We start from the raw sequence: 17,063 nt of genomic DNA on the forward strand, positions 1-17,063 counted from the left end.
GGCGGGCTTCTCCTTAGTGAGTGCTAGTGCGTTGCTTGGCCCGTCCGCTGGACGGGCATTTTTTTTGTTATGCCGGCACCGGGTCGGTCTGGCGGCGCTGGCGTATCCAGTGCTCGAACTGCGCCGGCGGCAAAGGCCGGGTGTACAGGTAGCCTTGGCCCAGCTGGCAGCCGCGCTGGCCCAGACACAATTGGTCGCCCTCGGTTTCTATACCCTCGGCCACCGTGGTCAAGTTCATGCGCTTGGCCAGCTCGATCACGCTGTGCACCACGTTTTCCAGATGTGTCTTGTTACTGATGGACTGCACCAGCGACTGGTCTATCTTGAGCTCGGTAAACGGAAACCTCACCAGTTGCTGCATGGTGGCAAAACCGGTACCGAAGTCATCGATGGACAAACCGAAACCGGCCAAGCGCAAGCGTGCCGCCATACCGATCGCGGCAGCAAGGTCGTCGGCGACTGCCGTCTCGGTAATTTCAAAAATGATGAAGCGCGGCGGTACCTTGCTGTGCGCTACCTGCTGCTCGATGCGGCCAACCAGTTCATCACCACGCATTGCGAGTGCCGACAGGTTGATCGACATCGGCAGGCGCAAGCCACGCCGCGCCCATTGTTGCCATTGGTGCAGGCCATGCTGCAGCATCTGCAAGGTCAGCTCGCTGCTCCAGCCACAGCTTTCAATTACCGGGATGAAACGCGACGGGCTGATGACGTCGTCACCTTGTGGCCAACGTGCCAGCAGTTCGGCGCCTTTGAGCAACTGACCGTGCAAGGTGACCTTGGGCTGGTAATAAGGCACGATTTCGCCACGGTCCAATGCCACGCGAATGGCACTGTCGGTACACAGTGCCTCGTCCGTCGCTGCCTGCTGGCGGTGGCAGGCACGGTTGAGCAGATCGCTCAGCTCGTGCAGGCGAATGGGCTTTTTCAACGCCCCCAGTACCGGCAGGCCCAGCTCGCGGCCCATCAGTTCAACGGTTGCGATCAACATCGGGTCTTTGGCAGACGCCACCACCACCGGCATCACCAAGCCCTCGCGTGCCATGCGCTGCAATACCTGTACCCCATCCAGCCTGGGCATTTCCAGATCGAGCAGCAATAGCGAAGGCCGCTGCTGCCGCATGGCGTGCAACGCTTCTTCGCCATGACGGGCGGTACGTATCCGGTTTAGCGGCAACTGTTGGCACAGTTCGGCCAGCAGTTGCAACTGCGACGGGCTGTCATCCACGATCAGCACGTCATCCAGTGTGAATTTCGGCATCAGTCACAGCCTTGGTCGAGACAGCTATTTGATTAATATGGCATCGATAAAACGCCTAATTTCAATAACAAACTATTAGACACAAGCCATTGAAATGCAAGCACATTGCCATTAATCAGTGTTTGCTGATGGCGGCAGGCAACGCATCCAGCGACAGCACCTCACGCGCGGCCCCTAATTTGATGGCTTCCTTGGGCATGCCGAATACCACGCAACTGTGCTCGTCCTGGGCAATGGTATGGGCGCCGGTATCATGCAATTCCTTCAGGCCTTTGGCCCCGTCGTCGCCCATGCCGGTCATGATCACCCCCAAGGCATTACGGCCGGCAAATTTGGCGGCAGAGCGGAACAGCACGTCCACCGACGGTTTGTGGCGGCTCACCGGCGGGCCGTCCACGATTTCCACGTGGTAAAAAGCGCCACTGCGCTTGATCATCATATGCTTGCCGCCCGGCGCAATCAGCGCGCGGCCGGGAATGATCCTGTCACCGTTGGCCGCCTCTTTTATCTCGATGGCGGCCAACCGGTTCAGCCGCTCGGCAAACGACGAGGTAAAGCGCTCGGGCATGTGCTGTACGATGGCCATGCCGGGGCAGCCGCGTGGCAGACGGGTGAGGATATGCTCCAGCGCCTGGGTACCACCGGTGGAGGTGCCGATGACCACGATGCGGTCGGTAGTGCTGAACATTTCGCGGCCAGTAGGCGCGTCCAGCACCGCATCGGCTGACAGTTTGCCCGGTACGCCCGGTAACGGTGGCCGGCTGCCTGCTGCAGGGTTGGCCGCAACGGGCGCCGAGGCACGCACATTGCCCATCCGCGCCACAGCGGCTGCCTTTACCGCCTGCACCAGCGCGTTGCCGTTGGCTTCCAGAAACGCCTTCACGCCGCCGGTGGGTTTGGCGATCACCTCTACCGCCCCGGCCGCCAGCGCGTTCATCGCCATGTCGGAGCCCTTCTGCGTCAGCGACGAGCAGATCACCACCGGGGTGGGCCGCGAGCTCATGATCTGCTTCAGAAAAGTAATGCCGTCCATGCGCGGCATTTCCACGTCCAGCACGATCACGTCCGGCCAGCGTGCCTTCATTTTTTCCATGGCCATGATCGGGTCGTGCGCCACATCGGCCACTTCAATGCCCGAAGCCTGGGTAAATACCGCCGTGAGCACCTGGCGTACCACGGCGGAGTCGTCTACCAGCATCACGCGGATGGTCATTTTGTTGCCTTTCTTCGGAAGGGTGCGGGCTGCGGACGGGGGATATCGCGCTCGGTACTCTGGCGTACCCATACGTCGCCACAGGCCACGTCGAACAACACCAGCCGGGCACCAGCGCCGCCAAAATCCTCGGCCTGCACGTTCAGACCCAGTTGTGCGGCCAACAACCTGGCCATCACAATGTTTTCGCCTGGCACGTCGGTCACATGCATCTCGCGCTCCACACTGGACAGCACCGAGGCACCGCCGATCAGCTTGGCCTGGAACTCGCGCAGCGGCCGGCCGCTGCGCAGCGCCTCGCGCACCAGCAGCAACATGGCCTCGTCGCCATAACGGCCGCTGAAGGTATCGCTGCGTTCGCCGTTCTTGCGCTGCGCCAGCAGGTAGTGGCACATGCCGCCTATCTTCAGCCGCGGGTGCCACAGCGTGATCGACACGCAAGAGCCCAGCAGCGTCTTGATCAGCGACTCTTCGCCGCCGAAATGCCACTCGCCAGGCTTGAGGAACACTTCGGTCCGTTGGTGCGACTCGCTCATGACAGTTTCCGGTAGATGCCGGGTGCCACCAGCTGGATGGGCAGCGGCAGGCCGTGCAGGCTTTCCGAATGGCTAACCAGCAAGAAACCGCCCACCGACAGCCGGCCCAGCACCCGCTCCACCACTTGCTGCTTGGTGGTGGCATCAAAATAAATCAGCACATTACGCAAGAACACGATGTGAAACGGGCCGATGGATGGCAGCGTTTTATCCAGGTTGATCAGCTGGAAATTCACCTTGGCGCGCAGCGTCTTGTTCACCAGAAAGGTGCCGGCGTGCTGGCGCACCCCCTTCAGGCAAAAACGGCGCATATACGATTCCGGCATACCTTCGCAGCGCTGCAGCGCGTAATGCGCCTTTTGCGCCCGCGCCAATACGCCCTGGCTGATGTCGCTACCTAGCAGCGTCCAGTCGCCGTCGATACCCAGCACGTCGGCCAGCAGCATGGCGATGCTCCACACCTCCTCGCCGGTAGACGACGCGCCGCTCCATACCCGCAGCGTGCCCACCGGCGGCTGCTCGCGCAGGTGCTTCTGCAGCCAGTTAAAATGCTTGGGCTCACGAAAGAAAAAGGTTTCGTGCGTAGTCAGCAGGTCGATCGCCGTTTCGCGCTCGTCCAGCTCGGCCGGGTCCTGCAGCAGGCGGAAATAGGCTTCGAAGGTGGCCACATTGCGTGCGGCCAACCTGCGGGTAAGGCGCTGGTGCACCAGCGTTTTCTTGCCGGGCGGAAAATGCACCCCGGTCTGCGCCTTCATCCACACCGCAAAGCGGGAAAACGTGGCATCGGACAATTGCATGGTGCCCCCTCGGTATCAAACGCCCGCCCCGGTACTCGCCTGGCCGGCCCGGAATCTCTTGCCGGCACGGTTAACGGCTCTCGGCCTCGCGCAGGTCCGGTGACTCGCTCCCCCCCAGCGACGACAGCGCGGCCATTTCTTCCACCGACAGCACTTTTTCCACGTCCAGCAGCACCACAAAGCGGTTATCCACCTTGGCCATGCCGGCGATGAAATCCACGCGGATGCGGCTGCCGAACTGCGGCGGCGGCTCGATGTCGGCCGCGCGGATGGCCAGCACCTCGTGCACCGCATCCACCAGAATGCCGATGTACTGCTGCATGTCTTCGCAGGTGACCTCGATGATCACCACGCAGGTGCGACGTGAAATGGCCGTTTCGCTGCGGCCGAAGCGCACCGCCAGGTCGATCACCGGCACCACCGCACCGCGCAGGTTCATCACCCCGCGGATGAAGGCCGGCATCAGCGGCACCTGCGTCAGCGTGGTGTACTCCAGAATCTCCTTGATAGCCAGAATACCAATGGCGTAGGTTTCGCCGCTGAGCTGGAAAGTCAGGTATTGCAGGATGTCCTCGTGGACCTCCTCCACGGGGGCGGCGTCGCGCCCCCGGCGTAGGGTCAATGCGCCCATGGTCACCTCCCGGCTCAGAAGCGCACGAAGTCGTTCTCGTCCGGCTCGCCGGCGCTGCCGTGCGAGCTGGCGGCACTGCTCACCACCGGGCTGCGCGGTGTGCCGCGACGACGGGCGATACCCGAGGTTTCAATGCGGAAGAACGAGATCAGGTCTTGCAGGTTTTCGGCCTGGCCGCTCATCTCCTCGGCGGTGGACGCCAGTTCCTCGCTGGACGACGCGCTCTGCTGCGTGGCCGCGTTGATCTGCTGTACCGAGGCGTTGATCTGGCCGACACCGCTGGCCTGCTCCATCGACGCTGCCGAGATTTCCTGTACCAGGTCGGCGGTTTTGGAGCTGGAGCGCACGATTTCTTCCAGCAGCTGACCGGCGCGTTCGGCCATCGACACGCTGCCGCTGGCCACTTCGCCAATCTCCTGCGCTGCTACCTGGCTGCGTTCGGCCAGCTTGCGTACCTCGGCCGCTACCACGGCAAAGCCCTTGCCGTGCTCGCCGGCGCGGGCGGCTTCGATGGCAGCGTTCAGCGCCAGCAGGTTGGTCTGGTAGGCGATGTCGTCGACAATGCTGATCTTGTCGGCAATCTGCCGCATGGCGGTAACGGTCTGTTTCACCGCTTCGCCGCCTTCTGCCGCTTCGCGCGCAGCCTTGGTGGCAATGCTTTCGGTGAGCTTGGCGTTGTCGCTGGTCTGGTTGATGGACGAGGACATTTCTTCCACCGACGCCGACGTTTCTTCCACGCTGGCGGCCGACTCGCTGGCACCTTGCGCCAGTGACTGGGCAGTGGCGCTCACCTGCTGCGACGCCGACGACAGGTTGTCGGCGTTGCTGCGTACCTCGGCCATGATGCCGCGCAGCTTGTCGATGGTCATGGCGATGGACGACGCCAGGCTGGTGGTGTCACCCGGTTTCACGGTGATGTTCACCATCAGGTTGCCGCTGGCCACTTCGCGCATCATGTCAGCCACGTAGTGCGGCTCGCCACCCAGCGAACGGGCGATGTTGCGGATGATCAGGATGGCGACCACGATACCCACCACCAAAGCGATGATGGACACCGTCAGCATCTGCATGAAGGCGGCCTGGTATTGCTCGTCCGCTTCTTTGGCCATGTCCGCACTGAGCTGGGTTTCATAAGCAGACAACTCCGAAATCAGGCTACGCAACTTAGTCATGGCGGGATTGGCCTGCTCCTGCATCAGGGCAGCGGCCTCCTCATTCTGGTTGGCTGCTCCCATTTGCACCACACGGTCCACAATGGGGAAAGCAATGGCTGCCTGCGCTGCAATCTGCTCCATCAGATCACGCTCTTTCTGCGACATAGGTGCCGTCTGGCCGGCAAACAGCTCTTGCAGCTTGCGGTAGGCGTCGGGGTATTTATTCTTGTTATTGTTGTAGATTTCCACTGCCTTACTCAGCTCCACCTGGTCGGTAATGATGATCACGTTGCGGTACTGCACGCGCATTTCCTGCACCGCATCGTTCATCACGTTGATCTGCACCAACTGCGGATTGTTCTCTTTGGTAATGGCATCCAGCTGCACATTGATCTGCTTGAAGCCGTTCATCGCAATGACGAACACCAGCAGCATGAAGAAAATCACCGCGCCAAAGCCCAGCCCCAGGCGCATGGCCACTGACATCTGTTTTGTGCTCATTTGTGTGCTCCCCCGCAGCCTGCCGGCTGCTGTGCTTGGTTAATGGTTGCCGTGGCCGCCGCGCCCCTGCGCGGTGTCGGCGTGGTGGACGAAACGCTCGGCTTCCTGCGCGCAGGCGTACTGGATCAGAGCCGGAATATCGAGGATCAACGCCACCTCGCCCGAACCCAGAATGGTGGAACCGCTGATGGCGCGCAGGTGACGGAACAAACTACCCAGCGGCTTGATCACGGTCTGGAACTCGCCCAGCAGTTCGTCCACCACAATGCCGGCCTTGCTGTCGCCGTAACGCACCACCACCACGTTCTGGCGCTTGCCCGGCGGCTGCGCCAGCTCCAGGAACTGGTTCAGCCCCAGCAGCGGCAGCACTTCGCCGCGCAGGTTCAGGCAGTTGTGGGCGTCGCCTTGTAGCGCGTTGCCCGGCATTTCAATGCATTCGATCACCGTTTCCAGCGGTATCACGAAGGTGGCATTGCCGACCGACACCAGGAAGCCATCGATAATGGCCAGCGTCAGCGGCAGGCGGATGCGGAAGGTGGTGCCCTCGCCAACGGCCGATTCGATATCGATGGTGCCGCGCAGCTGTTCGATACTGCGCCGCACCACGTCCATGCCCACGCCGCGGCCGGAGATGTTGGTCACCTGCTCGGCGGTGGAAAAACCCGGCTCGAAGATCAGCTTGTACACCTCGCCGTCCGGCAGCACCGCGTCGGGCGACACCAGGCCGTTGGCCACCGCCTTGGCCAGGATCTTGTCCTTGCGCAGGCCGGCGCCGTCGTCGGCCACTTCGATCACCACGCTGCCGCTCTCGTGGTAGGCGTTCAGCCACACATTGCCCTCGGCCGGCTTGCCGGCGGCCAACCTGGTCTCGGACGATTCGATGCCGTGGTCGATGGCGTTGCGCACGATGTGCATCAGCGGGTCGCCCAGCTTGTCCACCATCGACTTGTCCAGCTCGGTGTCGGCGCCGGACACATTCAGCTGGATGCTCTTGCCCAGCTCTTTCGACACGTCGCGTACCACGCGCGGGAAGCGGCTGAAGATGTCGCCGATCTGCACCATGCGCATGCTCAGCGTACCGGCGCGGATCTGTTCGATCAGGTTGGCGATCGCGATGGTGGACTCCACCAGCGCGCCCTGCGCCGAGCGGCGGGCCATCAGGTTGGCCGCAGCGCCGGCGATGACCAGCTCGCCGATCAGGTTGATCAGGTTGTCCAGCTTGGCCGCTTCCACCTTGATGAAGCGGCTTTCGGTACCGCGCGGCTGACGCACCTCCGCCGGCGCTTTGTCGGTTTTATCTGCCTTGTCGACGCTGCTGGCGGCCACGCTGACGACGGCCACCGGGTCAGGTGCGACGTCGGTTTCGGCTTCGGTACTGGCCGTGGTGGCCTCCGTCTGCAGCCCCAGCGCGCACCAGGCAGCGGCCACGGCAGCCTGTTCGGCCTCGTCGCCCAGGGCAGCCACCTGCGGCCAGTGCTGCGCGGCCTCGCTGACCGGGAAGATGTGGATCTGGCTGTCTTCGCGCACAAACTCGAACACGTCCAGCAGCATTTGCTGGCTGGCGTCGCTGGAGAACAGCACCTCGAAGCGCAGGTAACAGGTTTCCGCGTCGAAGCGTTCGGCGACAGGCAGGCGGCTGACCACCGGCTGGACGACCAGGAACTCGCCCAGCAGCCGCAGGTAGCGAAAGAAGGCCGACGGGTCCATGCCGTTGCGCAGCACGTCGTCGCCAAAGCGTAGCGACAGCACCCAGTCGCGCAAGCCGCCTTCCATCACCGCATCGGCGGGCGCGTCAGCCGCTGCCCCGGTGGCAGACGCTTCGGTAACCGCCGGGCTGGCGTAGCGGCGCAGCTCGTCCAGCAGCGGCGTCTGCAGCATCTGCTGCATGGCGGTCTTGTCGTCCACCACCACCAGCATAGCCTTCACGTGGTCGTGGCAGCGCAGCAGCAGGCCGGACAGGTCTTCGCTGAGCGTCAGTTGGCCGCTGCGCAGGAGGTCCACCACGTTTTCGGCCTCGTGGGTGAAATGCACCACCTCGTCCAGGTTGAACAGGCCGGCCGAGCCCTTGATAGTGTGCATGGTGCGGAACAGCGCGTTGAGCTGCTCGTCGGTGGTGGCGCTGGCTTCCACGTCCAGCAGGATGCGCTCCATGTCTTCCAGCAGTTCGCGCGCTTCTTCCAGAAAGGTCTGGCGTGCCGAATCAAGATTCATTGCGGCCATCCTCCTCGTCTTTGATCGGCAACAGCAGCAGCAGACCCAGCATGGTCAGCAGCTCGCGAGCGGCGGCAGACAGCCGCACCAGCTGCAACGGTTTGTCCAGGCGGCGTGCTTCGCCCGCCAGCCACAGCAAGATCTGCGCGGCCGAACAGTCCATTTCGTCGATGGCCGACAGGTCCAGCTGCAGGCCGTCACCGGCAACCAGCGCGTCCGACAGCTGCTGGCGCAGCTGGGCGGCCTGGTAGATGGTGCATTCTTGTTCCAGGGTGATGACGGACGGCATGGCTTCCTCCGGCAACAATCAGCGCCGCCGCAGCGGCAAGGCCCTGCCTAGGGCAGGATCAGCTTGGAAATGGCGGCCAACAGGATGGGCGGCTGGAACGGTTTCACCACCCAGGCTTTGGCACCGGCTTCCTGGCCGGCTTTTTTCTTGTCGTCGCTGGTTTCGGTGGTGAGCATGATCACCGGCGTGAATTTGTACGACGGGTGCTGCTTGACGTTTTTCAGGAAGGTAATGCCGTCCATGATGGGCATGTTCACGTCGGACACGATCAGGTGGATCTTGCGTCCATCCAGCCGCTGCAGCCCTTCCTGGCCGTTACCGGCTTCAATCACCTCGTAACCGGCGTCCATCAGCGCAATCTTCACCACCTGCCGCAGGCTGGCAGAGTCGTCCACGATCAATATGGTCTTGGCCATGTGCTTGCTCCCCGTTCATCAGAAAAATGTCACTTCAGTGCTGGCTGCAGCGCTTGATTTGCCGCCCCCGCCGTGCAGCGCGTGCTGTTCGTGGGTGGTGTAACTACGCTTCAGGTCGGCTAGCCACTGCCGGGTATCGGGTACCGGCGGCAATGACCCTGGCGGTGCCTGTATCGCCTCGTTCAGCACGCGTTCCAGCCGCTGCATGTCGGCAATGATGTGGCTGAGAATCTGGCTGACGCGGTCCTGGAACTGCAGGTTAACCAGCACGTCCTGGATCTCGTCACCGACTTGGCTACCACTAGCGGCCAACTGTTGCTGGCTGTCTTTCAGTTCCCGGGTGATCTGCTGGTAGGTGTGAATGACATCGGTGACCGAAGCGGCAGCGTCGCTCATCAGCGTTTTTTCGTCATTACCCAGCTGCTGCGCCCGCTGCGCGGTGGCTTCCAGCTCGGCCACGATCTGGCCTACAGCGCTGGAAATGTTCTTGCCGGTATCGTTGGATTGCATCGACAGCTTGCGTACTTCATCGGCCACCACGGCAAAACCGCGCCCAGCCTCGCCGGCACGGGCGGCCTCGATGGCGGCATTCAGCGCCAGCAGGTTGGTCTGCCCGGCGATATAGGACACCGACTCGGCCATGCCCTGCAGCTGGCTGGTATGCGTTTGCAATTGGGTAATGCGCTCGATCAGCAGGTTACGCTTGCTCAAAGACTCGTCCAGCAGCTGGAGAATGCCCAGCAGCCGTTGTTCCGCTTGCGCCATCTTGCCGAAATCGCCGCCGCCCTGGCCGTCGCTGAGCGACTGGCGGATCAGCGCGTTCATGCTGGCAAAACGGTTGGCCAGGTTGCCGATGGCTTCTTCTACCTGGCCGGAGGCCAATTGGGTTTGACCGGACCAAAGCGGTAGCACCTGGGCAACCAAGCGGCCCGCTTCTGGCCAGTAAGGGTCGGGAACAGGCCCGGTAACCCCTGGCGGGTCACTGTCGCCACTTTGCTCGACCGCAGCAGGCCACAGCAGGGCTGCAATCAGCGGCACCAGCAACAGCACGACCAGCAGCCACCAGGCGCTACCGGCCAGCCAGGCCAAAGCAGGAAGCAATAAGGCAGAGGCCAGCAGATAAAGGCTTTCTGCGCGTTGTGTAGATGGGCTTAGCACAGCGTCCCCTTTTTCGTCTTATGGATATCAATAGTGCTATAGCCAGCCTTTTTTATAGTTTCAATGTAAAATTCGAGCCATTACGTGCCCCGATTGCGCCAAATCATTCATTTGTTTTACTTATATTGAGTACCTTTTTGTTAGCTACTATCAAATAGCCGCCGTCATCATGCCGTTGCTATACGCTGCCAAATGGATATTTTTGACGAAAAGTATCCCGACAACGGGTAATGCGCACCTTTTCTGGCAAGCATTTACGTAAGCTGAATAGCCGGATGTCAGCTTCGTTAGCACAACAGTTCACCGATTCATAAGATGTTGGCGCGCATCATCTTATAGCAAATGCTTTTCAATACTGGCGACAGCAGGGCTCTCGTCGCTCGGCGGCTTTGCCATTACAATCCGGCTAGACTTTTGTATACGGAAAACGCGCATGAGCCACCCGCACGCTCACCAGGTAAAACAGTTTCTTATGGACCTGCAGGACCACATCTGCCAGGGCCTGGCCGGCGCCGACGGCGCGGCCAACTTCATCGAGGACAGCTGGCAGCGACCGGCCGGTGGCGGCGGCCGTAGCCGGGTGCTGACCGGCGGCGCCGTGTTCGAACAAGCCGGTGTCAATTTCTCGCACGTGTCCGGTGACGCGCTGCCGGCCAGTGCCACCGCACACCGCCCGGAGCTGGCCGGCCGCCGTTTCGAGGCCATGGGCGTGTCGCTGGTGATCCACCCGGAAAACCCCTATGTGCCCACCAGCCACGCCAATGTGCGCTTTTTCATTGCCGAAAAAGACGGCGAGGCACCGGTATGGTGGTTTGGCGGCGGTTTCGACCTGACGCCCTACTACGGCAACGTGGACGACGTGGTGCACTGGCACACCGTGGCGCGCGACCTGTGCGCACCGTTCGGCGCCGACACCTACCCCAAATACAAAAAGTGGTGCGATGAATACTTCTACCTGAAGCACCGCGGTGAGGCGCGCGGCGTGGGCGGCCTGTTCTTCGACGACCTGAACCAACCGGATTTCGATACCAGCTTTGCCTTCATGCAGGCAGTAGGTAACGGCTTTACCGACGCCTATCTGCCCATCGTGGCGCGCCGCAAAGACACGCCGTGGGGCGAGCGCGAGCGCCAGTTCCAGCTGTACCGCCGCGGCCGCTACGTGGAATTCAACCTGGTGTGGGACCGCGGCACGCTGTTCGGCCTGCAGACCGGTGGCCGTACCGAATCCATCCTGATGTCGATGCCGCCGCTGGTGCGCTGGGAATACGGCTACCAGCCGGAAGCCGGCAGCCCGGAAGCGGCGCTGTACACCGACTTCCTGCCGCACCGCGAGTGGGTATGAACCTGCTGCGGTTAACCCTGCACCAGCTTGTGGCGGCACTGATGCTGCTGGCGGCGCTGAGCAGCCATGCGGCCAAGCCGCTGCCCGCCGAGGTCAAGGCCACGCTGCCGGCCGGGCAGACACTGCTGACCTGGGAGGCGGCCGACCTCAACCGCGACGGTCGTGTCGATCTGGTTACCGTCAGCGAAGCCAGCGCCCAGCAAGACGATGACGGCCCCAGGTTGCTGCAGGTATGGTTGCGCCAGCCCGACGGCAAACTCAAAGCCGCCGTCCGCAGCGAACGCGCGGTGATGTGCCGCCAGTGCGGTGGCGTGTTTGGCGACCCGTTTGAAGGCATCCAGACGCAGGCGGGTGGCTTTACGCTGCTGCACTACGGCGGCAGCAACTGGCGCTGGCGCGAAGACTACCGCTTTGCCTGGTCGCGCCGTGACCAGACCTGGCAGCTGGTGGCGGTGGACAGCCTGAGCTACCACACCAGTGAACCAGACAAGCAAACCGCGAAACACGCCCGCCCGCCACGCGATTTCGGCCTGATCAACCTGGCCGACTTCGATTATGAAAACTGGCAAGGGCGCGGCCAACGTTAAGCCCGCAAAGGACACCCCATGCACTGCGAACTCTGCCACCAGGACGGTGGCGACATCCTGTACCGCGACGACAAACTGCGCGTGATTCTGGTGGCCGACGCCGACTATCCGGCGTTCTGCCGCGTGATCTGGCATGGCCATGTGAAGGAAATGACCGACCTGGCCCCGGCCGACCGCGCCCACGTGATGGACTGGGTGTACCGCACCGAAGCCGCGCTGCGCACCCTGCTGAACCCGGACAAGATCAACCTGGCCAGCTTCGGCAATATGGTGCCGCACCTGCACTGGCACGTGATCCCGCGTTTTGCCGACGACAAGCACTTCCCGCAGCCGCTGTGGGGCCAGGCCCAACGTGACGGCGTAGCGCACGGCATGCCACAGTTGGCCGCCGCACTGCGCGCCGCGCTGGCCGGCTGAAGCCCGGCCGTGCTATGGTGGTCAACGTTTAATATTTCAAACAACGCTTGACCACCGTCAACGGCAGCCCGCCTGCCAGGACGCCTTGCGAAGCCGGCCACCGGCTGGCTTCGCAAGGTGCCCAAGCGTGTGCAAAGGAGAACCCCATGTACCGTACCCTGATCAGCGCAGACGCCCTGCTGCAGCACGACACCGCCGACCTGGTGCTGCTGGACTGTCGCTTCCAGCTGGCCGACCCGTCCTACGGCCCCACCGTTTACGAAGCCGGCCATCTGCCCGGCGCCCACTACCTGCACCTGGACTATCACCTGTCTGGCGCCAAGAACGGCAATAACGGCCGCCACCCGCTGCCGGACGGCCAACGCCTGGCGGTAAACTTCGGCGCGCTGGGCATCGGCCCGACTACCCAGGTGGTGACCTACGACGACGCCGGTGGCATGTACGCGGCGCGCGCCTGGTGGCTGCTGCGCTGGCTGGGGCATGAAGCGGTAGCAGTGCTGGACGGCGGCTTTCAGGCCTGGCAGGCCGCTGGTGGTACCGTCACCACAGATGCACCGGAAAAGAACAGCACCCGCTTCGTGATGCGCCCGGCGCTGGAACAGCTGTTCGACCTGGAAATGGTAGCGGCCAACCTCGACAAAGCCGAACGCGTGCTGATCGATGCCCGCGCCCCCGACCGCTTTGCCGGCCAGAACGAAACGCTGGACCCGGTAGCCGGCCACATCCCCGGCGCGCGCAACCGTTTCTTCCAGCTCAACATGCAGGATGGCCGCTTCAAGCCGGCCGAGGTGCTGGCTGCGGAATGGCAAGCGGTACTGGGCGATACCGCCGCCAGCGACGTGGTGCTGTACTGCGGTAGCGGCGTCACCGCCTGCCACAACCGCCTGGCGATGGCCCACGCCGGCCTGGACGGCGCCGCACTGTACGCCGGCAGCTGGAGCGAATGGTGCAGCGACGACAGCCGCCCGGTAGCAACCGGCGCCTGATCGCTACCCGCATCAAAACAAAAAGGTTGGCCGCATGCGGCCAACCTTTTTTGCGTCTTAAGCCCGCGTCAACCCAACATCAACTGCTGGATCAGCTTCTGCCCGGCCTTCCAGTCACCCAGCCCGCTGTGGCTGCCCATATGGCCGGCGTTGCCGGCGTCCAGCAGCTTAACGCCCCACTGCGCGGCCATCGCCTCGCTCGTGGCGTAATCGCAGAACAGGTCGTCGCGGCTGGCCACCATGCGCGTGGGGACCGGAATGCGGATAGCACGCGGCGCGGCAAAGCCGTCAAACGCCGGTAGCGGCGCGTCGTCCGGCAGCTCGCCGCTGGCACGCGCCCGTGCCTCGGTAATCGGCAACGCCGGTGGCGCCACCAGCAACAGGCCCTTGACCTTGCGTTGCTGCAGCAGGCTGGCCTGGCCCAGCCATTCCACCGCGGTATGGCAGCCCAGGCTGTGCGCGGCCAACACCACCTTGCCGCTACAGCCGTCTACCGTATCGGCCAGGCGCTGCACCCAGGCATCGCGGCTGGGGTATAGCCAGTCGTCCTGCTCCACGCGGCGCGCCAACGGGTACAGCATTTCCCAGTAGCTCTGCCAGTGCTTGGGGCCGGAGTTGCCCCAGCCCGGCACCGTAATCAGGAAGATATCGTCGTCATCCCACATTACAGGCTCCGCTCGTAGTCAACGGTCAGCGGGGCGTGGTCGGAAAACTTCTCGTCCTTGTACACGCTGGCAGCACGGGCCTGCGCCATCAGCCCGGGGCTGACGATGTGGTAATCGATCCGCCAACCCACGTCCTTGGCGTAAGCCTGACCGCGATTGCTCCACCAGCTGTAACCCGGCGCGTCGGGGTACAGCGTACGCCACACATCGCACCAGCCGCTGCCCAGCAATTGCGTCATCCAGGCGCGCTCTTCCGGCAGGAAGCCGGAGTTTTTCAGGTTGCCCTTCCAGTTCTTGAGGTCGATCTCGTTATGGGCAATGTTCCAGTCACCGCAGATCACCACGTCGCGACCACTGGCGCGCAGCGCTTCCATATGCGGCATGAACACGTCGAGGAAATCGAACTTCACCTGCTGGCGCTCGTCGCTGCTGGAGCCGGACGGCAAATACAGCGACACCACCGACAGGTTGCCGATATCCAGCTGCAGGTAGCGGCCTTCGGCGTCTATCCAGTCTACGCCCAGGCCGGTGATGACGCGGTCCGGCGTGTGGCGGGTGTAAATGCCGACGCCGCTGTAGCCCTTTTTCTCGGCGTAATGGAAATAACCGGTCATACCGTCCGGGTTCTGCATGCGCGGGCTGAGGTCCCCCGCCTGGGCTTTCAGCTCCTGCAAGCAGACAAAATCCGCCTGGTGGCCCGCCAACCAGTCGAAAAAGCCCTTCTTGTCAGCCGAGCGGATGCCGTTGAGGTTGGCGGAAACGATTCGAAGCATGGGGTCTCCCGTGGTATCCTTGCGGCAATTTTTCAGCCACGTCAATGCGTTAAGGTAGGGGTATAGAAATGAGCGATTTTCGCCAGGATTTTATTCGTTTTGCGCTTAAGAAGCAGGTACTGCGTTTCGGTTCCTTTGTGACCAAAGCGGGCCGCACTTCACCCTATTTCTTCAACGCAGGCCTGTTCAACGATGGCGAAAGCACGCTGCATCTGTCCCGTTTCTACGCCAAGTCTATCAGCGAGAGCGGCGTCGCATTCGATATGATTTTCGGGCCGGCTTACAAAGGCATCATCCTGGCTGCCGCCACCAGCATGGCGCTGGCAGAAGAGGGCCGCAATGTACCGTTTGCCTATAACCGCAAAGAAGCCAAAGACCACGGCGAAGGCGGTACCCTGGTGGGCGCGTCACTGCAGGGCAAGGTGCTGATCATCGACGACGTGATTTCGGCCGGCACCTCGGTACGCGAGTCGGTACAGCTGATCCGCGCCGCCGGCGCCGAACCAGCCGGCGTGGCCATCGCACTGGACCGTATGGAACGCGGCACGGGCGAATTGTCGGCAGTGCAAGAAGTAGCACGTGACTATAATTTGCCTGTCATTGCCATTGCCAACCTCAAAGATCTGCTAGGTTTCCTTGAAGATAGCCCGGAACTGGCCGACAATCTGGAAGCGGTGCGTGCTTACCGCGCCCAATACGGAGTCAACGACTGATATGCGTTACCACCTCGCCCTGCTGCTACTCGCCTGTGCCCTGCCGGTACAGGCCGAAGGTCTGTACAAATGGACCGACGAGCGCGGGGTGGTGCATTACAGCGACTACCCGCCACCCAGCGAGCAAAAAAGCGGTGTCAGCAAACTCAACAAAGAGGGCGTGCTGATCCGGCGCGGCGAAAGCGAGGCCGAAAAACGCGCCCACGCCGCCGAACTGGCTCGCCGCAAGCAGGAACAGGCACAACGGCTGGAACAGCTACGGTACGACCGCGCACTACAGGAACGCTACCGTTCTGTTGCTGACATCGCCGCCGAGCGGGACAAGCAGGTAAAACTACTGCAAACCGGCTTGCGCACGCTGGAAAGCCAGCTTCGGATGGCCAGTGCACAACTGGCCGACCTCAATAACGAAGCGAACAAACTGCGCAGTAGCGGCAAAACCATTTCCGATGGACTGCGCAGCCAGCTGGAAGAAAAGCAGCGCCTGCAGAACGAAACCACAGCGCTGATCCAATCGCGCCGTGCCGAAATCGACCGCCTACGTCTTAAAGCTGCACAGGACATGCAGCGCCTGCAGGAGCTTAGCCAACCGGCAGCCGTTAATACCAAACAACCCTGAGTCTTGGTTACTGGGCTTCTTTCTGCTGCCAGGCATCCTTAAGACGCTGCGTTGCTTGCTGCATGGCGCTCTCCGCCTCCACCCGCTCGCCATTAGCCTGCTGTAATGCTTGCCGTGCTTGTTCCAAAGCCGCTTGAGCATCTGCCAACCGCCTCTGCGCTACGCCCACTGCCTCCTCTGCCTGCTGTTGCCGTTTTATCGCCTGCTCCTGCCGACCATCTGCCGCCTGATAAGCCATCTGTGCAGCCAGCAACTGTGCATCGGCATTCGCTACCCGTTGTGCCAATACCGGCGTAGCCAGCACGGACAATACACACGCCATAACGAGTTTCATCCCTTACTCCCGTCTCGATAACTGAGCAAGATTACCCGATCCTTAAGAGGCACGAAACAGCGAGTCAGCCGACAGTGAGGACATTAAGACCGTAGCCCGGCATAAGCCGCAGGCGCATCCGGGGGCCGGCCGCAGGCCGGCATGGGGTGGGTGGCAACGTCGACGTGGCCAAGGTTGGCCACAGGATCAACGTGGCGAGGGTGCTACTGAGCTTTTTTGGGGGGACGTCGGCTCCGGCGTTGCCCAGATGGGGTGCAGGTTGGCCGCAAGGGGGACGTCGGTCGACGTTGACATCGCACGCGTCGGTTGGGCACGGTCGCGGTCGCAGTTTTCACCGCCCCAATGCACAAAGCCCAGCTCGTCTGAGCTGGGCTTTGTCTTAAGGGAGTCTGGCGGTGTCCTACTTTCACACGGGAACCCGCACTATCATCGGCGCTGAGGCGTTTCACGGTCCTGTTCG

Annotated in this window: 19 protein-coding genes; 6 read left to right on the forward strand and 13 right to left on the reverse strand. The window is 62.3% G+C overall.

What is annotated here, in order from left to right; all coding sequences use genetic code 11:
• Positions 1 to 67: 67 nt before the first annotated feature.
• The 10 genes from ACK4FZ_RS06025 to ACK4FZ_RS06070 all read right to left on the reverse strand — a co-directional run bounded on the left by ACK4FZ_RS06025 (position 68) and on the right by ACK4FZ_RS06070 (position 9,834).
• On the reverse strand, positions 68 to 1,261 hold the full coding sequence (locus ACK4FZ_RS06025) for an EAL domain-containing protein (protein ID WP_409818838.1): 1,194 nt from the start codon (positions 1,259 to 1,261) through the stop codon (positions 68 to 70).
• Between the two features lie 115 nt (positions 1,262 to 1,376).
• Positions 1,377 to 2,474: a chemotaxis response regulator protein-glutamate methylesterase gene (locus ACK4FZ_RS06030; protein WP_409818841.1), complete on the reverse strand. Its 1,098-nt coding sequence runs from the start codon at positions 2,472 to 2,474 to the stop codon at positions 1,377 to 1,379.
• Entirely contained in the window at positions 2,471 to 3,010 is a 540-nt protein-coding gene (locus tag ACK4FZ_RS06035) for a chemotaxis protein CheD (protein WP_409818843.1), read from the reverse strand. Before ACK4FZ_RS06035 ends, ACK4FZ_RS06030 begins: the two co-directional genes overlap by 4 nt.
• Positions 3,007 to 3,807 (reverse strand): CheR family methyltransferase, encoded by an 801-nt coding sequence (locus ACK4FZ_RS06040; protein WP_409818845.1) that lies wholly within the window; start codon positions 3,805 to 3,807, stop codon positions 3,007 to 3,009. Before ACK4FZ_RS06040 ends, ACK4FZ_RS06035 begins: the two co-directional genes overlap by 4 nt.
• A gap of 70 nt (positions 3,808 to 3,877) precedes the next feature.
• Positions 3,878 to 4,438 carry a chemotaxis protein CheW gene (locus ACK4FZ_RS06045; RefSeq protein WP_409818848.1) on the reverse strand — a complete coding sequence of 187 codons (561 nt, stop codon included), beginning with the start codon at positions 4,436 to 4,438 and terminating at the stop codon, positions 3,878 to 3,880.
• Between the two features lie 14 nt (positions 4,439 to 4,452).
• A complete protein-coding gene (locus ACK4FZ_RS06050; RefSeq protein ID WP_409818851.1) occupies positions 4,453 to 6,093 on the reverse strand; it encodes a methyl-accepting chemotaxis protein in 1,641 nt (546 codons plus the stop codon).
• Positions 6,094 to 6,132: 39 nt separating this feature from the next.
• Complete coding sequence (locus tag ACK4FZ_RS06055) at positions 6,133 to 8,304, reverse strand: chemotaxis protein CheA (protein ID WP_409818854.1); 2,172 nt, start codon at positions 8,302 to 8,304, stop codon at positions 6,133 to 6,135.
• Complete coding sequence (locus tag ACK4FZ_RS06060) at positions 8,294 to 8,593, reverse strand: lipid asymmetry maintenance protein MlaB (RefSeq protein ID WP_409818856.1); 300 nt, start codon at positions 8,591 to 8,593, stop codon at positions 8,294 to 8,296. The genes ACK4FZ_RS06055 and ACK4FZ_RS06060 overlap by 11 nt, the downstream gene beginning before the upstream one ends.
• Positions 8,594 to 8,640: 47 nt before the next feature.
• Positions 8,641 to 9,009, reverse strand: a complete 369-nt coding sequence (locus ACK4FZ_RS06065) for a response regulator (protein ID WP_409818858.1) — start codon at positions 9,007 to 9,009, stop codon at positions 8,641 to 8,643.
• Positions 9,010 to 9,027: 18 nt separating this feature from the next.
• Complete coding sequence (locus ACK4FZ_RS06070) at positions 9,028 to 9,834, reverse strand: methyl-accepting chemotaxis protein (RefSeq protein ID WP_409818886.1); 807 nt, start codon at positions 9,832 to 9,834, stop codon at positions 9,028 to 9,030.
• Between the two features lie 766 nt (positions 9,835 to 10,600).
• On the opposite strand from ACK4FZ_RS06070, the gene hemF reads away from it, so the two are divergent.
• The 4 genes from hemF (at position 10,601) to ACK4FZ_RS06090 (ending at position 13,499) form a co-directional block, all read left to right on the forward strand.
• Positions 10,601 to 11,509, forward strand: a complete 909-nt coding sequence (gene hemF / locus ACK4FZ_RS06075; protein WP_409818860.1) for an oxygen-dependent coproporphyrinogen oxidase — start codon at positions 10,601 to 10,603, stop codon at positions 11,507 to 11,509.
• On the forward strand, positions 11,506 to 12,096 hold the full coding sequence (locus tag ACK4FZ_RS06080; RefSeq protein ID WP_409818862.1) for a hypothetical protein: 591 nt from the start codon (positions 11,506 to 11,508) through the stop codon (positions 12,094 to 12,096). The genes hemF and ACK4FZ_RS06080 overlap by 4 nt, the downstream gene beginning before the upstream one ends.
• An 18-nt stretch (positions 12,097 to 12,114) precedes the next feature.
• Entirely contained in the window at positions 12,115 to 12,513 is a 399-nt protein-coding gene (locus tag ACK4FZ_RS06085) for an HIT family protein (RefSeq protein ID WP_409818864.1), read from the forward strand.
• A gap of 146 nt (positions 12,514 to 12,659) precedes the next feature.
• Complete coding sequence (locus ACK4FZ_RS06090; protein ID WP_409818866.1) at positions 12,660 to 13,499, forward strand: sulfurtransferase; 840 nt, start codon at positions 12,660 to 12,662, stop codon at positions 13,497 to 13,499.
• A gap of 68 nt (positions 13,500 to 13,567) precedes the next feature.
• Here ACK4FZ_RS06090 and ACK4FZ_RS06095 read toward each other — a convergent pair whose 3' ends face one another.
• Together ACK4FZ_RS06095 and ACK4FZ_RS06100 are read right to left on the reverse strand one after the other, a co-directional pair.
• On the reverse strand, positions 13,568 to 14,164 hold the full coding sequence (locus tag ACK4FZ_RS06095) for an RBBP9/YdeN family alpha/beta hydrolase (protein ID WP_409818868.1): 597 nt from the start codon (positions 14,162 to 14,164) through the stop codon (positions 13,568 to 13,570).
• Complete coding sequence (locus ACK4FZ_RS06100) at positions 14,164 to 14,937, reverse strand: exodeoxyribonuclease III (RefSeq protein ID WP_144372798.1); 774 nt, start codon at positions 14,935 to 14,937, stop codon at positions 14,164 to 14,166. The genes ACK4FZ_RS06095 and ACK4FZ_RS06100 overlap by 1 nt, the downstream gene beginning before the upstream one ends.
• A 68-nt stretch (positions 14,938 to 15,005) precedes the next feature.
• Between ACK4FZ_RS06100 and pyrE the strand changes: the two genes are divergently transcribed.
• The gene (gene pyrE, locus ACK4FZ_RS06105; RefSeq protein WP_409818870.1) at positions 15,006 to 15,650 is read left to right on the forward strand and encodes an orotate phosphoribosyltransferase; all 645 of its coding nucleotides are present in this window, start codon (positions 15,006 to 15,008) and stop codon (positions 15,648 to 15,650) included.
• 1 nt (position 15,651) lies between these two features.
• The gene (locus tag ACK4FZ_RS06110) at positions 15,652 to 16,269 is read left to right on the forward strand and encodes a DUF4124 domain-containing protein (protein ID WP_409818872.1); all 618 of its coding nucleotides are present in this window, start codon (positions 15,652 to 15,654) and stop codon (positions 16,267 to 16,269) included.
• Positions 16,270 to 16,276: 7 nt separating this feature from the next.
• Here the strand turns inward: ACK4FZ_RS06110 and ACK4FZ_RS06115 are convergent, their stop codons facing one another.
• On the reverse strand, positions 16,277 to 16,573 hold the full coding sequence (locus tag ACK4FZ_RS06115; protein ID WP_409818875.1) for a hypothetical protein: 297 nt from the start codon (positions 16,571 to 16,573) through the stop codon (positions 16,277 to 16,279).
• Positions 16,574 to 17,063: the final 490 nt, after the last annotated feature.

It is taken from the genome of Vogesella sp., from assembly GCF_046297735.1.
Taxonomy (GTDB): Bacteria; Pseudomonadota; Gammaproteobacteria; order Burkholderiales; family Chromobacteriaceae; genus Vogesella; species Vogesella urethralis.

Coding starts and splice junctions, on each gene's coding strand:
- ACK4FZ_RS06070 (WP_409818886.1), bottom strand. CDS start 9,834: ATGAACGCGCTGATCCGCCAGTCGCTCAGCGACGGCCAGGGCGGCGGC.
- ACK4FZ_RS06055 (WP_409818854.1), bottom strand. CDS start 8,304: ATGAATCTTGATTCGGCACGCCAGACCTTTCTGGAAGAAGCGCGCGAA.
- ACK4FZ_RS06025 (WP_409818838.1), bottom strand. CDS start 1,261: ATGCCGAAATTCACACTGGATGACGTGCTGATCGTGGATGACAGCCCG.
- ACK4FZ_RS06095 (WP_409818868.1), bottom strand. CDS start 14,164: ATGTGGGATGACGACGATATCTTCCTGATTACGGTGCCGGGCTGGGGC.
- ACK4FZ_RS06050 (WP_409818851.1), bottom strand. CDS start 6,093: ATGAGCACAAAACAGATGTCAGTGGCCATGCGCCTGGGGCTGGGCTTT.
- ACK4FZ_RS06100 (WP_144372798.1), bottom strand. CDS start 14,937: ATGCTTCGAATCGTTTCCGCCAACCTCAACGGCATCCGCTCGGCTGAC.
- ACK4FZ_RS06035 (WP_409818843.1), bottom strand. CDS start 3,010: ATGAGCGAGTCGCACCAACGGACCGAAGTGTTCCTCAAGCCTGGCGAG.
- hemF (WP_409818860.1), top strand. CDS start 10,601: ATGAGCCACCCGCACGCTCACCAGGTAAAACAGTTTCTTATGGACCTG.
- ACK4FZ_RS06065 (WP_409818858.1), bottom strand. CDS start 9,009: ATGGCCAAGACCATATTGATCGTGGACGACTCTGCCAGCCTGCGGCAG.
- ACK4FZ_RS06080 (WP_409818862.1), top strand. CDS start 11,506: ATGAACCTGCTGCGGTTAACCCTGCACCAGCTTGTGGCGGCACTGATG.
- ACK4FZ_RS06090 (WP_409818866.1), top strand. CDS start 12,660: ATGTACCGTACCCTGATCAGCGCAGACGCCCTGCTGCAGCACGACACC.
- ACK4FZ_RS06110 (WP_409818872.1), top strand. CDS start 15,652: ATGCGTTACCACCTCGCCCTGCTGCTACTCGCCTGTGCCCTGCCGGTA.
- ACK4FZ_RS06085 (WP_409818864.1), top strand. CDS start 12,115: ATGCACTGCGAACTCTGCCACCAGGACGGTGGCGACATCCTGTACCGC.
- ACK4FZ_RS06030 (WP_409818841.1), bottom strand. CDS start 2,474: ATGACCATCCGCGTGATGCTGGTAGACGACTCCGCCGTGGTACGCCAG.
- ACK4FZ_RS06045 (WP_409818848.1), bottom strand. CDS start 4,438: ATGGGCGCATTGACCCTACGCCGGGGGCGCGACGCCGCCCCCGTGGAG.
- ACK4FZ_RS06040 (WP_409818845.1), bottom strand. CDS start 3,807: ATGCAATTGTCCGATGCCACGTTTTCCCGCTTTGCGGTGTGGATGAAG.
- ACK4FZ_RS06060 (WP_409818856.1), bottom strand. CDS start 8,593: ATGCCGTCCGTCATCACCCTGGAACAAGAATGCACCATCTACCAGGCC.
- pyrE (WP_409818870.1), top strand. CDS start 15,006: ATGAGCGATTTTCGCCAGGATTTTATTCGTTTTGCGCTTAAGAAGCAG.